Source organism: Thorsellia anophelis DSM 18579 (assembly GCF_900111395.1).
In the GTDB taxonomy this organism is placed as follows: Bacteria; Pseudomonadota; Gammaproteobacteria; order Enterobacterales; family Thorselliaceae; genus Thorsellia; species Thorsellia anophelis.
On the sequence record NZ_FOHV01000004.1, the window covers coordinates 55,916 to 71,365 of the forward strand.

Annotated in this window: 10 protein-coding genes; all 10 read left to right on the forward strand. The window is 36.9% G+C overall.

The features are described 5' to 3' along the window. The first annotated feature begins 2 nt into the window (after positions 1–2). The 10 genes from BMW37_RS03280 (at position 3) to BMW37_RS03325 (ending at position 15,342) form a co-directional block, all read left to right on the forward strand. The gene (locus BMW37_RS03280; RefSeq protein WP_093317796.1) at positions 3–3,038 is read left to right on the forward strand and encodes a virulence factor SrfB; all 3,036 of its coding nucleotides are present in this window, start codon (positions 3–5) and stop codon (positions 3,036–3,038) included. Next, positions 3,035–5,836 (forward strand): putative virulence factor, encoded by a 2,802-nt coding sequence (locus tag BMW37_RS03285; protein ID WP_093317797.1) that lies wholly within the window; start codon positions 3,035–3,037, stop codon positions 5,834–5,836. The genes BMW37_RS03280 and BMW37_RS03285 overlap by 4 nt, the downstream gene beginning before the upstream one ends. 58 nt (positions 5,837–5,894) lie before the next feature. After that, positions 5,895–6,920 carry a hypothetical protein gene (locus BMW37_RS03290; RefSeq protein ID WP_093317798.1) on the forward strand — a complete coding sequence of 342 codons (1,026 nt, stop codon included), beginning with the start codon at positions 5,895–5,897 and terminating at the stop codon, positions 6,918–6,920. An 80-nt stretch (positions 6,921–7,000) separates the two neighbouring features. Continuing rightward, entirely contained in the window at positions 7,001–9,199 is a 2,199-nt protein-coding gene (locus tag BMW37_RS03295) for a vWA domain-containing protein (protein ID WP_093317799.1), read from the forward strand. Next, positions 9,199–9,930, forward strand: a complete 732-nt coding sequence (locus BMW37_RS03300) for an ABC transporter ATP-binding protein (protein ID WP_245711012.1) — start codon at positions 9,199–9,201, stop codon at positions 9,928–9,930. Before BMW37_RS03295 ends, BMW37_RS03300 begins: the two co-directional genes overlap by 1 nt. Further along, positions 9,923–11,170 carry an ABC transporter permease gene (locus BMW37_RS03305; RefSeq protein ID WP_093317800.1) on the forward strand — a complete coding sequence of 416 codons (1,248 nt, stop codon included), beginning with the start codon at positions 9,923–9,925 and terminating at the stop codon, positions 11,168–11,170. Before BMW37_RS03300 ends, BMW37_RS03305 begins: the two co-directional genes overlap by 8 nt. After that, positions 11,160–12,791, forward strand: coding sequence for an SUMF1/EgtB/PvdO family nonheme iron enzyme (locus BMW37_RS03310; protein WP_245711013.1), 1,632 nt, complete (start codon positions 11,160–11,162; stop codon positions 12,789–12,791). Before BMW37_RS03305 ends, BMW37_RS03310 begins: the two co-directional genes overlap by 11 nt. A 78-nt stretch (positions 12,792–12,869) precedes the next feature. Next, a complete protein-coding gene (locus tag BMW37_RS03315; protein ID WP_093317801.1) occupies positions 12,870–13,577 on the forward strand; it encodes a hypothetical protein in 708 nt (235 codons plus the stop codon). A gap of 123 nt (positions 13,578–13,700) precedes the next feature. After that, positions 13,701–14,195 carry a coiled-coil domain-containing protein gene (locus BMW37_RS03320; RefSeq protein WP_177168564.1) on the forward strand — a complete coding sequence of 165 codons (495 nt, stop codon included), beginning with the start codon at positions 13,701–13,703 and terminating at the stop codon, positions 14,193–14,195. Positions 14,196–14,322: 127 nt separating this feature from the next. Beyond that, complete coding sequence (locus tag BMW37_RS03325; protein WP_093317802.1) at positions 14,323–15,342, forward strand: pirin family protein; 1,020 nt, start codon at positions 14,323–14,325, stop codon at positions 15,340–15,342. Positions 15,343–15,450: the final 108 nt, after the last annotated feature.

Below are 15,450 nucleotides of genomic sequence, written 5' to 3' on the forward strand. Positions count from 1 at the left end.
ATATGTTAGCACCCTTAATAGACTTTAAAGAAAAAATTACACTGATTGAAGATAGTGGGATCCAATTTTTAGATTTTGGATTTAAGGCATCATTAAAAAAGGCTAGGCCTGGTGAATTTATTAAGTCTACGGTCCAAGGAGCACTTATCAGATTAGTTTATGATGAGCGTAAAGATGACTACGTTCAACCTGGTACTGATAAGGTGACTCAAGGACAGCTTTCATTTTCTCTTGATGAATCGGTAACTTTACTGGAAGGGATATGGTTACCTTTACCATTTTTCCGATATAGTCCGCCACGCAATTTTATTGAAGGGCCGATTAATTGGGTAAGAGGGCAAATCGTTAAACTAGATGAGCCTGATGAAGAAGGTAATGAATATCGAGTTATTTTGGCATTTGATACAAAAGTTTTTGATAACACAGCTAATGCACAATATCTGGCACCTACTCGTGAAGATGTGAATAGTGGCGTTAACTTTGGCTTAGCTTTTCAATCAAATCAACATGGTGATTTTTTAGGATTTAAATGGGTTAATAGTTGGCTAGTTGAAGTCTTTAAAGAACAAGCTGTGACAAGATTAAAAATGTACAGCGAAGACATTGAAATTGCGTTAACAGATCTAAACCATCAAGCTCATTATTTAAATGTCCTTGCAATTTTAGGCGAGCACATTACTGTTCCTGATATTCAAATGAATGCATGTTTGAGAAATAAGCAGGATAAAGCTATTTCAGTTGATCTCTTGTTAGATGTAGGTAATTCTAGAACCTGTGGTATTTTGGTTGAACATCACGATGGAGACAAAGAAACCTTAGAACAAATTTATGAACTGAGGCTAAGAGATATATCAATTCCTCACAAAGTCTATCAAGAGCCCTTTGAGAGCCGAATTGAATTTGCTCAAGCTGAGTTTGGTAAAAAGGATTTCTGTGTGCAAAGCGGGCGATATGATGCGTTTACATGGCCAACAATGACACGAGTTGGATCTGAAGCGAGTAGACTTGCTTCCCAGCGATTAGGAACTGAAGGCTCTACAGGCATTTCAAGTCCTAAACGCTATTTGTGGGATGAAGATGCTTATGAGGTCGGTTGGAGATTTAATCGTGCATTTGTCAAATCAGATCATGAACCGTTAGCTACTGCTGCACCAATGATTAATTTAATTAATGATACCGGAGAGGCACTATATACATTAGATATGGAAGAACGCATGCCCGTGTTTTCGCCACAATATTGTCGCTCATCATTGATGACATTTATGTTAAGTGAAGTACTCACGCAAGCATTAATACAAATGAATAGTGCAGGGCAAAGGTTGCAAATGAGTCATGCAAGAGCACCAAGAATTCTTAAAAATATTATCCTGACAGTCCCTCCGTCTATGCCGAAACCGGAGCGTATTATATTTGAAAAAAGAATGAGCCAAGCAATAGGATTAGTTTGGAAGAGTTTAGGTTGGCATGAAATAGACGCGCCTTTAGAAATGTCTAATATTACGCTTTCTAATAGTGATTTAACCGCTATGCCTATCCCTAAAATTAATATTCAATGGGATGAGGCGACCTGTGGCCAGATGGTTTATCTTTATAATGAGACTCAAAATTGTTTTGGTGGTAGACCTGAGGAATTTTTTGCCTCACTCGCAAGGCCAGATAAACGGTCTTTGCTAGGTGATAAATTTGGTAAAACATTAAATATTGCTTCGATTGATATTGGTGGAGGAACAACTGATCTTGTTGTGACACATTACAAGCTTGATGAAGGGTTAGGGAGTAATGTAGGCATTTATCCAATTCAACAATTTAGAGATGGCTTTAAAATTGCTGGGGATGATATTTTACTTGATGTGATTCAACTATTTGTCATCCCTCAATTTAGAAAAGCGTTATCAAATGTAGGGATAAGCAACCCAGATGGATTACTTTCAAGGTTATTAGGCTCAGAACGTGCTACCGCTCAGCAACAAGTACTAAGGCAGCAATTCACATTACAGATATTAAGTCCACTAGGTCTGGCAATATTAAGGGAATATGAGCAATATAATCCTAAATTGAGATTTGCCAAAATAGACAATACAGTAGCAGATTTGCTAGGCGCCACTCAAAGGCCAACTGAAAATGTGCTTGAGTATTTTCATCAAGAAATGCGCCGTGAGCTTGGTGTTCAATCTTTGGACTTTAACTTATTAGGTATTCGCATTACTTTTGAGCTAGCCGAATTACATAATGCCTTCTTAACTGGAAGAATGAATATTACCCATAGCGTAAAAGCCTTATCTGAAGTGGTTTATCATTATGGTTGCGATGTTTTACTACTCACTGGTAGACCTTCTAGATTACCAGGTATTGTTGCCTTATTTAATCAATTACAACCGGTACCTGCAACGCGTATATTACCTTTGCATGGCTATTACACTGGTGAGTGGTATCCTTTCAATAAACAAGGAAGAATTGATGATCCTAAATCTACTGCTGCTGTAGGTGCAATGCTCTGTTTGCTTGCAGATAATCAAAGATTACCAAATTTTTATTTTAGAGCTTCTAATTTTAGGCCTTATTCTACGGTGCGTTATCTTGGCATGTTAGATAACAGTAATATGATTAAAAATGACAATGTCTACTACAAAGAAATTAATCTAGACGATACTGAATTTGAATTAGCTGAAACAAATTTTGAAATGCGTGGGTCCATGCGTTTAGGGTATCGACAGCTAGAAATAGAAAGATGGCCGGCTGCTGCACTTTATACTTTAACGATAAATTCTCAACGAGCACGTGAAGAAATTGCTAAAGGGGGAATTTTAAAAGTGACGTTAACTGCAAAACCAGATAAATCAATTTCAAATGAAATGAGACGTAACGCAATTGCACTGGAAAAAAGGATTTATGTTGATAGAGTTGAATTAATCAATCATGAAGGAATTGATAGACCTGCTACTCCAAGTGATGTGAAATTGCAACTTAACACACTTTCAGATACAGGACTTGGTGCAACGCATTACTGGATGGATAGTGGAAGGGTACTTACAAAATGATAAACGCATTAATAAACCAAACTCAACTTAAAAGCATTTCAATTGAACAGCAAGCATTAGTTAAAAACTGGGTTAATCTTTATGAAGGATCTGGACAAGCGATTGACTGGATTAAAAAGGTAAGAAAAGAGTCTAAGCGCGTTAATGGTGAGGCTGATAATTTAATCATTAAATTAAGGCGTGCTAGAAATTTATCAAAAAGTCTTTCTCATGCCACTATGCAACCAATGACAGTTGGCTTTTTTGGTTTATCCCAAGCAGGAAAATCGTACCTTATCTCATCTTTAGCTGCAAGTAGTGATACGGGTAAATTAGCGACTCAGTTAGGTGAGCATCAGCTTGATTTTATAAACCACATCAATCCACCTGGTGGGGGGAAAGAAGCAACAGGCTTAGTGACACGGTTTAGTTCACGTCATAGCGACGCTCCTAAAGACTTTCCCGTTGAATTATCAGTTTTTAATGAGATTGAAATTGCAAAAATATTAGCTAATGCATTTTTTAATGATTTTAATCAGCAAAAAGTTCGCAATGAGTTTGATGAAAATTATATCAATCAGCATTTACAAGCATTAATGAAGCGTAAACAAAACAATATTATACCAGGTGTTGACTCTGATGATGTTGTTTCTTTATGGGATTACATGGTTCGCTTGGCCGAGAAGAGTCAAAATCAATTTAAAGTACATTATTGGCCGATTGCAATTGAATTAGCCCCATACTTAACTCTAGCAGATAGAGCCGAATTATTCTCACTTCTTTGGGGGGCTTTGCCTGAATTAACCGAAGCGTATCGTGATTTTGCTTTTGCTATCTCGAATATGGCCGGTGCAAAAAAGGTTTTTGCACCGCTAAGCGCGCTTGTCACTGAGCATGCAGGTGTTTATTCACAAAAAGATAGCATTATGAATGTAGATATGCTGAGCAGGCTAAAAACCGAAGATGATTTTAAGATTAATATTGTTACTGCAGATAATGTTAACCAACCCATTTCAGTATCGATTGCTATGTTAGCAGCCTTGACTGTAGAACTCTATATTCCTTTAAGTGATAAAACCAGTGAACCTCTGTTTGAATCTGTTGATCTACTTGATTTTCCAGGTTATAGAGGACGATTATCTTTAGAATCAATGCAGCAAGTTGCAAATAATGATGCTCAAGATGAGTCCGAAGATATTCTTTCGCAATTGTTTTTACGCGGTAAAGTTGCTTACTTGTTTGAGCGCTACACTGATAATCAAGAAATGAATACCTTGATTATGTGTACTGCTTCCTCAAAACAATCAGATGTCACTTCCGTAGGACCCGTATTAGATGATTGGATTAAACGTACTCAGGGCGAGGACTATATTGCAAGAAGTAAGCGTAAAGCAGGGCTAATTTGGGCTTTGACCATGTTTGATATGCGAGTTGGGCAAAGTTTAACGCTAGATGAATCACAATTAAATGATGTTTGGGGTACTGGTGGGTTAATGAAGATGGCGATGCTTGAACGTTTTGGTCAATACGATTGGCTGCAAAATTGGGATGGCAAACCGTTTAATAATACCTTTTTAGTTCGTAAACCGAGACTAGAACAATTTTCATCGATTATTTTGGATGATAATCATGAAGTTTCTATTAATCCTAATCATGAGAGCAAATTGGCTTTAATGAGACAAACCTTTGTACAAGACGAAACCATAAATAAGCATATTGCGAGTTCTGCTGAAGCGTGGGACGCGATGATGACACTGAACGATGGTGGTATGGATAGAATGACCGCGACGTTAAAAGAAACTGCCATTTTAGCAAATAAAATTTCTCGTATTAAAGAGCAATTAGAACAAATTAAACATGATCTAATTGATAATCGGTTAATGCATTGGTATCAAGCTCAAGGGGCTGCAGATTTTCAATTAAAACAACAGGTAGCAAGAGAAGTTGTGGAAGGATTGAATAAACAAGCAAAAAGGCATGGGGAAATATTAGTCGCTTTACTTCCAGAGCAAAAAATATTAGAACGTTTATATTTACAAGATGCGAATTTCGCTACGAATCTGGGTGGACAAACAAATGAGTCAACACAAACGGGATCATCAATGTTAGATGACCCATTTAGTTCAGATAACTCATTTGGGGATGGAATTGATTTATTCTCAGATGCACCTGTTAGTTTTGATGAATTTGCATCAAAAGAAGCAATTAATGCACATCATGATGCAGCAATTGCTGATCAAGATAAACTATTTACAGAAGCACTTATGAGTGAGTGGTTTGCTCATCTACGGCAGCTACCAGAAAATACAGAGCTATTAAATGTGCTTGGTGTACCAAGGAATATAATGGAGAAATTCATAGATGAACTGATAACCGCAGTAGTGAGATTAAGAGTTGAGCAAACTTTATTGGAGAAATTTAGAGGTACTGAACATATTGGTGTACGACGTGAAAGACTTGTCAGCAGGCAAGTTTTCAAAGCGTTAACTCATCTAGGGGATTTTTTATCATGGTTAGGATACTTAGACGTAGCTATGGAACAAAGACCTAAAAGTAGGGTGGTTGCAGGCGAAGAAATTTTTAAGTTACCAGAGGCCACTTATCCTGTTTTACCCTCTATAAAAGAATCCAATCAATTGCTTACTTTGGATAACCAGCCTACTAGGTATACTGAACGTTATGTTTATGATTGGTTAGTTGGTTTAATGAAACTCATTGAGGAAAATGCAGGTCATAGTGCAGGTCGAGAAATTGCAGCTGAAGACAATGAACGCTTAGGAATGATTATTTCACTTATGAGAGCAAATACATTAAATTAATAAAACGTAACACTATGAATATTTGAATGTTACTGTGCTATTTTAAAATGGAGTTATTATGTCCCAAGTTATAAATTTACGTTTAGAGCCCTTAACCCCCCCTGTACCAGGTATGGCTAAGTTGCTTATCAAAGGCTGGACGGGTGATGATGAATCTCTTCAGTTTACAATTCAACGTAATCAAGACCACTATTTTTTAGATAATGTAGGTGAATGGGGAGCAGGAAGTGTTTATCACTCAATATCAAAATTAGACAAAGAAGGGGAACTGTTTGTCTTAGTCTTTAAGCCAAATCTTTTAGATCCGCTTTTAAAATTGACCAGCGCCTCATTTCGTTTAACATTAAGCCAAGCAGATGGAAAAAAATCTGCTGGTACAATTATGATGCCAAATAATTTATTAGGCTCACAAGCTGCTGGTAGCACACCTGCTAGCACGGTGACTGTTGAGACTGTTGAGGAAACTATAGAGCTACAAAATATCTCTCAAGTTGAAATACCTGAAATTATTCCTGACCCTGTTAATATCCCCCCTATTAATCAGCCCCCAGTACCACCAGCTAAAAAGAGCCGTGGGTTATTATATGGATTATTAGCACTTGTATTGGTATTAATTATTGCAGGGGCTGCAGCTGCATATTTTTTAGGCCTTGTGCAAAATTTATTTAATACAGAACCAAAAGCGTCTGAACCTGCTACTGTAGAAGAGGTTTCAAATGTACTCAATGCAAGTGTGAGTCCCGCTTGTTCTCTTGAAGCCGCTAAAACTTCAGCGAATGAGGTTGAGTTTGTTAAATCATGCTTAAAATCCTCACCGAGTAGTCAGGATTTATTACAAGTCATTAAAGACGCTAAATCAAGTGGCTTTTGTACAATTGCTCAGCGTATTTACGCTTATAAATCCCAATCCGGTGATAAGACTATTGGTCTTGCTTATGCAAAAGAGTTTGATCCTGCTTCAAATATATCAGGTGGATGTTTCACTGCTGATGTAGAAACAGCGCTTTACTGGTATGAATCGGTATTAGCAACAGATCCTCACAATGATGAGGCTAAGACTAGAGTGTTAGAACTTAAAAAATAACTATGTCTTACAATGATAGGAGAGGAAATCAATACTTTATCATTGTGATTTTTTATAGGTTGTCGAAAAGGATATTAACTGTGCTTAAAAAATATGTATTGTTACCCACGCTAGGCATGACTTTATACGGGCAAGTCGCGTTTTCTTTTGCAGAAACAGCACAAGTGCCGATTAAAACAAAAGCTGAATCTGAAACAACTATAGCGATTAAACCTTTGCTACAAGAAGGAAAGAAAACACTTTTTCAGCGAGTTTTAACGACACCGAGTTGTAAAATTAGCCAAGAGCCCAAAATAGAGGGTCAAGCTGTACCAGCGTTTAGTCGATTTTATGTGTATGAAAAACAGGTAATCGAGAGTGATACTTGGTTAAAGGTTGGACCTGACAGCTATGGTAAAACGAGTGGCTGGATAAATGCTAATTGCGCAGTTGATTGGAAAATGCAGCTCACACTTGCATTTACCAATCCCGCAGGTCGAAACCAAACTTTATTTTTTAAAGAACAAAATACAATTGAGGCATTGTTAGAAAATTCAGCGCCAGAAACAGAATTAAAGCCAATCTATGACGCACTTGCTAATAGCCAAGTAGTAGAACAGGTTTTAGCTATTGAACCAAGTACAATGGTAGACCAAAAGACACAATTTTATCTATTGCCTGTTTTAGCATCTGAAGAGGTATTCACAGAGGCTGGGTTTAGAACTCGGCTTTTAAATGTTGCTTCTGTATCAAAAGAACCTGAGGCCGTGATTGAAAAGCTAAATGAAACAGAACTTAATATATCAAACTCAAATAGCACCTCTGTACCAAATGCAACGACTTCTGGTAATACACCAGTAGAAACATCGAGCGCGAATCTAACCAACTCACAAAATAAATCAGAAACAGTAAATCAACCAATGAATGAAAGTTCTAAATCGACGGAAGAATCAACTGATCCAAATCGGTTAAGTGGATTTTCAGCCTCAGTGGTGTTTGTAATTGATTCAACTATTTCGATGGGACCTTATATTGATAAAACGAAAGAAGTGGTTAATCAAATTTATCAACAAATTGAACAAGCTAATATGTTAGAACAGGTCAAATTTGGATTAGTATCTTTTAGGTCAAATGTTGAAGCGGTACCCGGGCTTGAATGGAATGCGAAGATGTTTGCAAATCCAAATCAAGTAAAAAATGGACAAGATTTTTTAGCTCAAGTAAGTGGATTAAAAGAAGCTAAGGTTTCAAGTTCTCTATATGATGAAGACCCTTATGCTGGTGTGATGCTAGCGTTGGAAACAATCGATTGGAATCAATTTGGTGCAAGGTATATTGTGTTAGTAACTGATGCTGGGGCAATAGAAGCAGATAATACCTTATCAAGCACAGGTCTAGATGCAGCGCAAGTTAGGCAAGAGGCTGCAAGGCGCGGTGTGGCACTTTATACATTGCATTTGAAATCTAAAAGTGGCTTGAAAAATCACGCAAAGGCTGAAGCACAGTATACTGATCTTGCTTTTAATAGTTACATTAATAAACCACTTTATTATCCTATTGAATTAGCTGATGTCTCTCAATTTGGGCAGAAAATCGAAACGTTAGGTAAAGCGATTACAACACAAATTCAAACTGCTTATCAGGGTGAAAACGCGATTGGTAGTGCAACGCAAGCATCAGATCAAAGCACACCTATTGAAAATACACCTACTCCTGAAACGACTGACGATCAATTGATTGCCGATACCGAATTATTAGGACATGCAATGAGACTTGCTTATTTAGGAAAAACGGAAGGTGTACAAGCCCCTCCCGTTTTTCAAGCATGGATAAGTGATAGAGATATTGAAAAGCAAACGATCCCCACAGTTGAGGTGCAGGTTCTATTGACTAAAAGTGAAATGAGTGACATGAGTGATATGTTGACAAAAGTTGTTAATGCAGCGAATGAAGGACTTATTTCTCCAGAAGATATGTTTGCAGAATTAAGAGATCTTGCTGCGACTATGGGTAAAGATCCTGGTCAGTTACAGCAATCTGGAACTACTAATCTGAGTGAGTTAGGACTATTAGGGGAATATTTAGAAGACTTACCTTATTTGAGCGAAGTTTTGAGTTTGGATGAGGAGACATGGAAAAGTTGGGATGGGTTAGAACAAGAAAAATTCATAAGACGACTAAATACGAAAATTCAGTACTATAAAAAGTATAACGAAGATAGCGATAGATGGATAGCATTAGCCCCAGATAGCGATCCTAGGGATTATGTTTATCCAGTTCCCTTGGAAAATTTACCTTAATGACAGCTATAAATCAGTTGATTCTAAAAATAGAGGATCTTTCGGTTACACGTTTTGATGCCTCTCGTAAATTTATCGTTCAATTACCTTGTTTGGAACTATATTCTGGGCAAATATTAGCGTTAACTGGTCAAAGTGGTTCAGGTAAAAGTACATTACTTGAAGTGCTAGGGCTCATACTCAAACCTGATAATTTAGCCCGTTTTGAATTGAATTTAGGTAAAGGCAATGAGCTGGATGATCTGTCATGTGAGATATTAGAAAAAAATGAAACCTTATTAGCACAGATAAGATCTCAAGCACTTGGATTTATTTTGCAAACCGGTGGCTTATTGCCTTTTTTAAATGTCAGAGAGAATATTTTTTTGACTCGATCGCAAAAAGGCTTACCAAACCAAGCTGATTGGATAACTGATATTATGGTTAGGTTAAACATTAAACGACTCGCAGATAAAATGCCGCACCAATTATCGATAGGTGAGCGACAAAGGGTTGCATTTATTCGGGCAATTGCTCATGAACCTCTTATAGTTCTTGCTGATGAACCGACTGCAGCACTAGATCCCTATACAGCAGAGACGTTATTTGTACTAATGCAAGAAATAGCCAAGGAGCGACAATTGTCGATTTTATTAGTCAGTCATGATTGGAAATTAATTGAAAAGCATGGTTTTAAGAGCATTCAAGCAAAATCAGTAAGTACTCATCGGAGCGTATTTGAATATGTCTAATTTATGCAATCTACCACCAAAATTAGGGTGGATTGCTCGAGGTAAGTTACTGTTAAGATTGGCCTACAAGGATTTGCTATTTGACAGAAAAATTGCGTTGTGCATCATTTTTGCATTAGTATCAGTTATTGCACCACTTATGCTATTGTTTGGATTGAAAAATGGTATTGTCACTCAACTAAATCAAAAGTTATTAAACGATCCACGTAATATTGAAATTGTTATATTGGGTAATAAAAACTATCCGCTTAGCTTAATAGAAGATATTAGAGCTAGAAATGATGTGCAGTTTGTCATTCCCTTAACTCGAAGTTTAAATACGCATGCAGATCTATTTAAAGATAGCAAGCATTTTGCTGAAAATGTTGAGATGATACCAACTGATAAAGGTGATCCTATTTTAGGAATGCAAGCAAGTAGATTAAACGATAACGAAATCATTTTAACGCTACCACTGGCTGATAAATTAAATGTGAGTATTGGTGAGTCGGTGAGTTTATTTGTTAGCCGAAAATTAAATAGTCAACTTGAGCGTGGAAAGCAAGATTTAGTGGTTAAAGACATTCTTAATACCAACTATTTTGGGCGATTAGCAGGATTTATTTCTATCAATCAACTGATTGATATGGAAGATTACCGAGATGGTTTTTTTGTTAAAACGTTAAGTGCTACAACAGGTGGAACTGCACCTGAAAGAACACATTTTGCAAAATTTCGTCTTTTTGCCAGCACATTAGAAGATGTTGCCCCATTAGCAAAATGGCTTAACTCACAGAATATTGAAACCCAAACAAAAAGTGCTGAAATTGAAAATGTCCAAGCGATTAGTTATGTACTGGGATTTGTTTTTAATGTGATTGCTTGGATAACCTTTTTAGGCTGTGCTGCATCCTTATCAGGGGCATTTTTAGCTAATATTGATAGGAAAAGAAAGGATATGGCTATTATGAGACTGATGGGATTTACTAAACGATCTGTTACTGTTTATATTACTATGCAGTCTATCATATTAACCACAATTGCTTATCTGATTGCATGTGGTTTGTATGCCATAGGGAGTCATTTATTTAATCAAGCTTTAGGTGGTGCAATGCTTGAGAATCAATTTGCTAGTTATTTAACGTATCAACATTATCTTATCGCATTTGGTATATCTTTTAGTATTGCACTATTTGTTGCAACACTAGGAACAATTAGAGCAAGCCGAATAGAACCTGCGGAGAGTCTACGTGAAATTTAATCAATTTAAGTGCATAAAAAGTAAATTCTCATTTTTTTATCATGGGCTAGTAAGTTTATTGGCGCTTAGCACATCCATAACTAGTCCTTCATTAATGGCCTTTGATAATAGTGATGTATTAAGTAGCGTGAAATGGGAAGAGAAATTTTTTAATCCTGCTACCACGGAAGGTGATGTTATTTTCCCTTTGCCATGCGATGGTGCAATTGTTTTTAGAAAAGTGTTTATTCCACTTAGCCAGCCGCTTGAGGATTATAGCATTACACTCGGAAGAGATAATGATGAATGGGGATTTGTAGAGTACAGCCGGCCTGAGCATATTGCAGGTAGCTTTACCGACCAAGATGAAAAAAATAATATTCAGGGGCGATATTATCTTATTGCTAAGTACGAATTAACACAGTTGCAATATGAATCCATCACCCAAGGAAATTGTCCTAAGCCTAGTAAAAAATTATTATTACCACAAACTAAAGTATCTTGGGTTGAGGCAATGACTGCAGCTGATAAATTAAATGTTTGGCTACGTGAATATCATAGTGAAGCATTACCATCAGAAGATGGACAATTAGGGTTTATTCGATTACCAACTGAAACTGAGTGGGAGTTTGCAGCAAGAGGAGGTCTTTCAGTCACCGCATCTGAATTTAGAGAAGCACTTCCACCTATGCAAGGCAGTGCCAATGAGTATATTTGGTACGCAGGTGCTCAATCTGCAAATGGTAATTTACAGTTAATTGGATTACTTAAACCTAACCCTTTAGGCATCCATGATATGCTTGGTAATGCACAAGAAATGATGTTTGAGCCTTTTAGAATGAATAAGCTTGATAGGCAGCATGGTCAAGCGGGGGGATATGTTGTGCGAGGTGGAAGTTATCTGACACAACTTTCAGAAATAAGAAGTTCTCTTAGGAATGAATCTCCTTATTATGATGAAAAGGGCGCTTATAGGGATAAAACACATGGTATTCGATTTGTTATGGTTGTGCCTGCATTGACTTCAAGTGATAAAGTCAAAGTATTAGAGCAAGCTTGGCTTAATTTAGGCAATCAACAAGTCAGTGATGAAGGAAAAGAAAATACGTCAGAGCCAACACCACTTGATACACTAGCAAATATAACCGACCAGCTTGAGGATGAAAAGGCTAAAAAAGAATTAGAAGCACTGAGGACTGAGCTTCGAGCCAATGCTCAGGCACGTGATGAACAGAGAGATGAAGCAATTCGCTCGTCTTTAGAATTGGGCGCTTTTTTATGTACAAAACTTAAAGATGATGGAGAGTTTTATGCGAGACTAGAGGGGATTTATGCTAAATCTTGTGAAAAAGATACAGCGGATGAAACTTGTATGAAGCGTAAGGCTCAGCTTGATGATCATAAAAAAGTGCTAGATTTCATGGTTGGGTATTATGCTGATACGTTGGTAAGTAATGCCCTTAACTATCGATTTAGTGAAATTGAACCGCAAACCCAGATATTAAAACAACAAATGCAAGCAAGGGCAAAAAGTAATCTCAATAACTATCTAGAGACTTATTGGGATCACTTACAACACTATTGGAAAGATGGAAAAATTAGCAAGGATGCATGGTTAGCAGCATGTAAAGCAACAGACTAAAGATGGAATATAAATGATAAACGGACGTTTGAGCTGTTGCATCTTAAATTTAAGGCTATTTCAATAAGGGGTTTTAGCATGGCATATAAACTTAAGCGTATTATTACTAGCATCATGGTCAGTACAGTCTTTATTCTAACAGGGTGCGCAGGAGGCGGGGGAGGATATTTTGGTTCTTCAAGTTCAGTCGATCCAAGATTAAAAAATAACCCTGATATTGAATTTTTCAGTCGTTCAGGATTGACAGCTTGTGCTGCAGGGGCAGGGCTAGGGATTGCAGGATGTTTACTTAGTAATTCAAGTAAAAAAGCGGAATGTGCTTTAATTGCCGCGGTAGCAGGGTGCGGGGTTGGTATAGGAGCAAATGCCTATTTAGATTATAACCGGAAAAAATACGGGTCTGAAGAAGAGGCCCTTAATAGCGCAATTAGTGACATGAAAGTAGAAAATAATCGACTTGAGCGTATTAATCAGATAAATAAACAAGTGATTATAGATAATAAAGCAACACTTGATAAATTATCAAAAGAAATTGCTAATAACACAATTAACGCTGATATGGCAGAGAAACAATTAAAGTCAATTGATGCAAATATCAATTTTCTACGTGATACACTCGCCAAGGCGAAAGAACGCCAAGCTAATTGGGAAAAAGTCAGTAATAGCACTTCAGCAGACAGTTCTGAGTTAGATGAACAAATTGCACAAATGAATGAAAAAGTACAGGCGTTAGAATCGGAGCTAGATTCTTTGTTTACTCAACGATCAGCAATTAAATTATCATAATTGATATTATCGTATTGCTTTGTACATAAATTGTCTATAGTTTAAATTTCAAAAAGGGATGATTGATTGCATATGATTCATCTCTTTATTTTAAATAATATTTTATATTTGGGAAGGAATAGTATGAAATTTAATAAAATATACCTTGCTGTGGGATTATTAAGCAGCGTGTTATTATCAGGGTGTGCAACCGATGTAAAAGATTGTGACCCAAATTCCGGGGATGTCAGTATTGTGACGAAATTTAATTGTCAATACTCAGGCACCTACCAAAAGCGAATCGATGATAAGAAAATCATCTTAGAAAATGAAACTGCGTTAAATGCAGAATTCAAGGCTACGATGGCAGAGCTAGAAAAAGAAATTGCTGCTCAAAGAGCGGATTTAAATCAAGCAAATTCAACAAATTCAGCACTCAAAGCAAAATTAAACCAATTGCTCGCTACACTTAAAGCCAAAACGACGGATAATGCTCAAATACAAGCATCGATTAATGCAATCCAAGATGAAATTGAAAATGCTAACCCAAATGCGTCGGTTATAGAAAAACAAATTAAGCTAGAAGAGCTTAGAAGTAAATTAAGTAGTTTAGAAGCTGATCTTGGTCTTGCAAGTTAGTTGAATTATTTATTCGATATTTTTAATTAAGATAAGTGTCATAATGATGTTATGATTAATTAAACAGGAGCCTAAACTAGTAATTCTGTTAGGCAATAAATTGACTATAAAACAGGTGAGGGTGGACATGAGTAATAAAAACGCTAGTGGTATCATAACTATTAACCCATTAGGATTTCCTTGGCCTGTCTCTGATCCTTTTTTATTTTGCGCTTATCATGAAGATGATTACCCAAAAGGCAACACTGATTTTGCTGTAACAGAATCATTAATTGGCCGTAATATAGGAAGTGATTTTGTTAAACAAAATGGTTACCGTATGTATCATGGTAAAACAGTACCGGGGTTTCCTGCCCACCCACACTGTGGATTTGAAACAGTCACAATTGTTGAAAAAGGCTTTGTTGATCATTCAGATTCTTTAGGTGCTAGCGCACGATACGGTTTAGGCGATGTCCAGTGGTTAACTACTGGGTCTGGGATTATGCATGCTGAGATGTTCCCATTATTAGACTCAGAGAATCGAAACCAATTTGAGTTATTCCAAATATGGCTAAATTTACCCGCTAAGAGTAAACAGGTCCCTGCTAATTTTGCTATGTTTTGGGCGAATGAGATTGCTAACTTTACTATTGGCACAGCCAGCAAATTAAAGCTGACAACTGGAAGTATTGGTCAGTATCAAGCTTCAATAGCACCACCAAGCGATTCTTGGGCAGCTGATCCTGAAAATGATGTTGTTATTGCTATGATCACACTTGAAGAAGGGGATACCTTTGTTTTGCCAAAAGCAAATAAAAACGATTCAAATCGGACGATTTATTTTTATGAGGGGAGCCAACTTCAAGTTGATGAGACATTAATCACTCGGCATTCTTCTATTCAACTCGATTCAAGTTATGATGTGACTTTAACGGCTAAAGTCGGTCAAGTTAAAGTCCTTTTGCTGCAGGGGCAAGCTATTAAAGAGCCTGTTGCTCAACATGGACCATTTGTAATGAATACACAAGAAGAACTTGTCGAAATGGTTCAGCTGTATCAGCAAACTCAGTATGGTGGCTGGTCATGGGGGCGCTTAGATCCTGTCCATGGTGCGGAGAAAAAAAGATTTGCAAAGAGTAAGGATGGCCTATCTATCCCAAAATAAATTAAATGAAATTTATTTTGGGATAGATATCATATATTAAGTGTAATGCTATCTATATGAAGCTATTGATAGCATTTTATTGTTAAAGTATAAATTATCCTATGTGCC

Excerpts from the sequence above, each read along its gene's own strand:
- BMW37_RS03305 (WP_093317800.1), top strand. The coding sequence starts at position 9,923 with ATGTCTAATTTATGCAATCTACCACCAAAATTAGGGTGGATTGCTCGA.
- BMW37_RS03320 (WP_177168564.1), top strand. The coding sequence starts at position 13,701 with ATGAAATTTAATAAAATATACCTTGCTGTGGGATTATTAAGCAGCGTG.
- BMW37_RS03285 (WP_093317797.1), top strand. The coding sequence starts at position 3,035 with ATGATAAACGCATTAATAAACCAAACTCAACTTAAAAGCATTTCAATT.
- BMW37_RS03325 (WP_093317802.1), top strand. The coding sequence starts at position 14,323 with ATGAGTAATAAAAACGCTAGTGGTATCATAACTATTAACCCATTAGGA.
- BMW37_RS03280 (WP_093317796.1), top strand. The coding sequence starts at position 3 with ATGTTAGCACCCTTAATAGACTTTAAAGAAAAAATTACACTGATTGAA.
- BMW37_RS03315 (WP_093317801.1), top strand. The coding sequence starts at position 12,870 with ATGGCATATAAACTTAAGCGTATTATTACTAGCATCATGGTCAGTACA.
- BMW37_RS03300 (WP_245711012.1), top strand. The coding sequence starts at position 9,199 with ATGACAGCTATAAATCAGTTGATTCTAAAAATAGAGGATCTTTCGGTT.
- BMW37_RS03290 (WP_093317798.1), top strand. The coding sequence starts at position 5,895 with ATGTCCCAAGTTATAAATTTACGTTTAGAGCCCTTAACCCCCCCTGTA.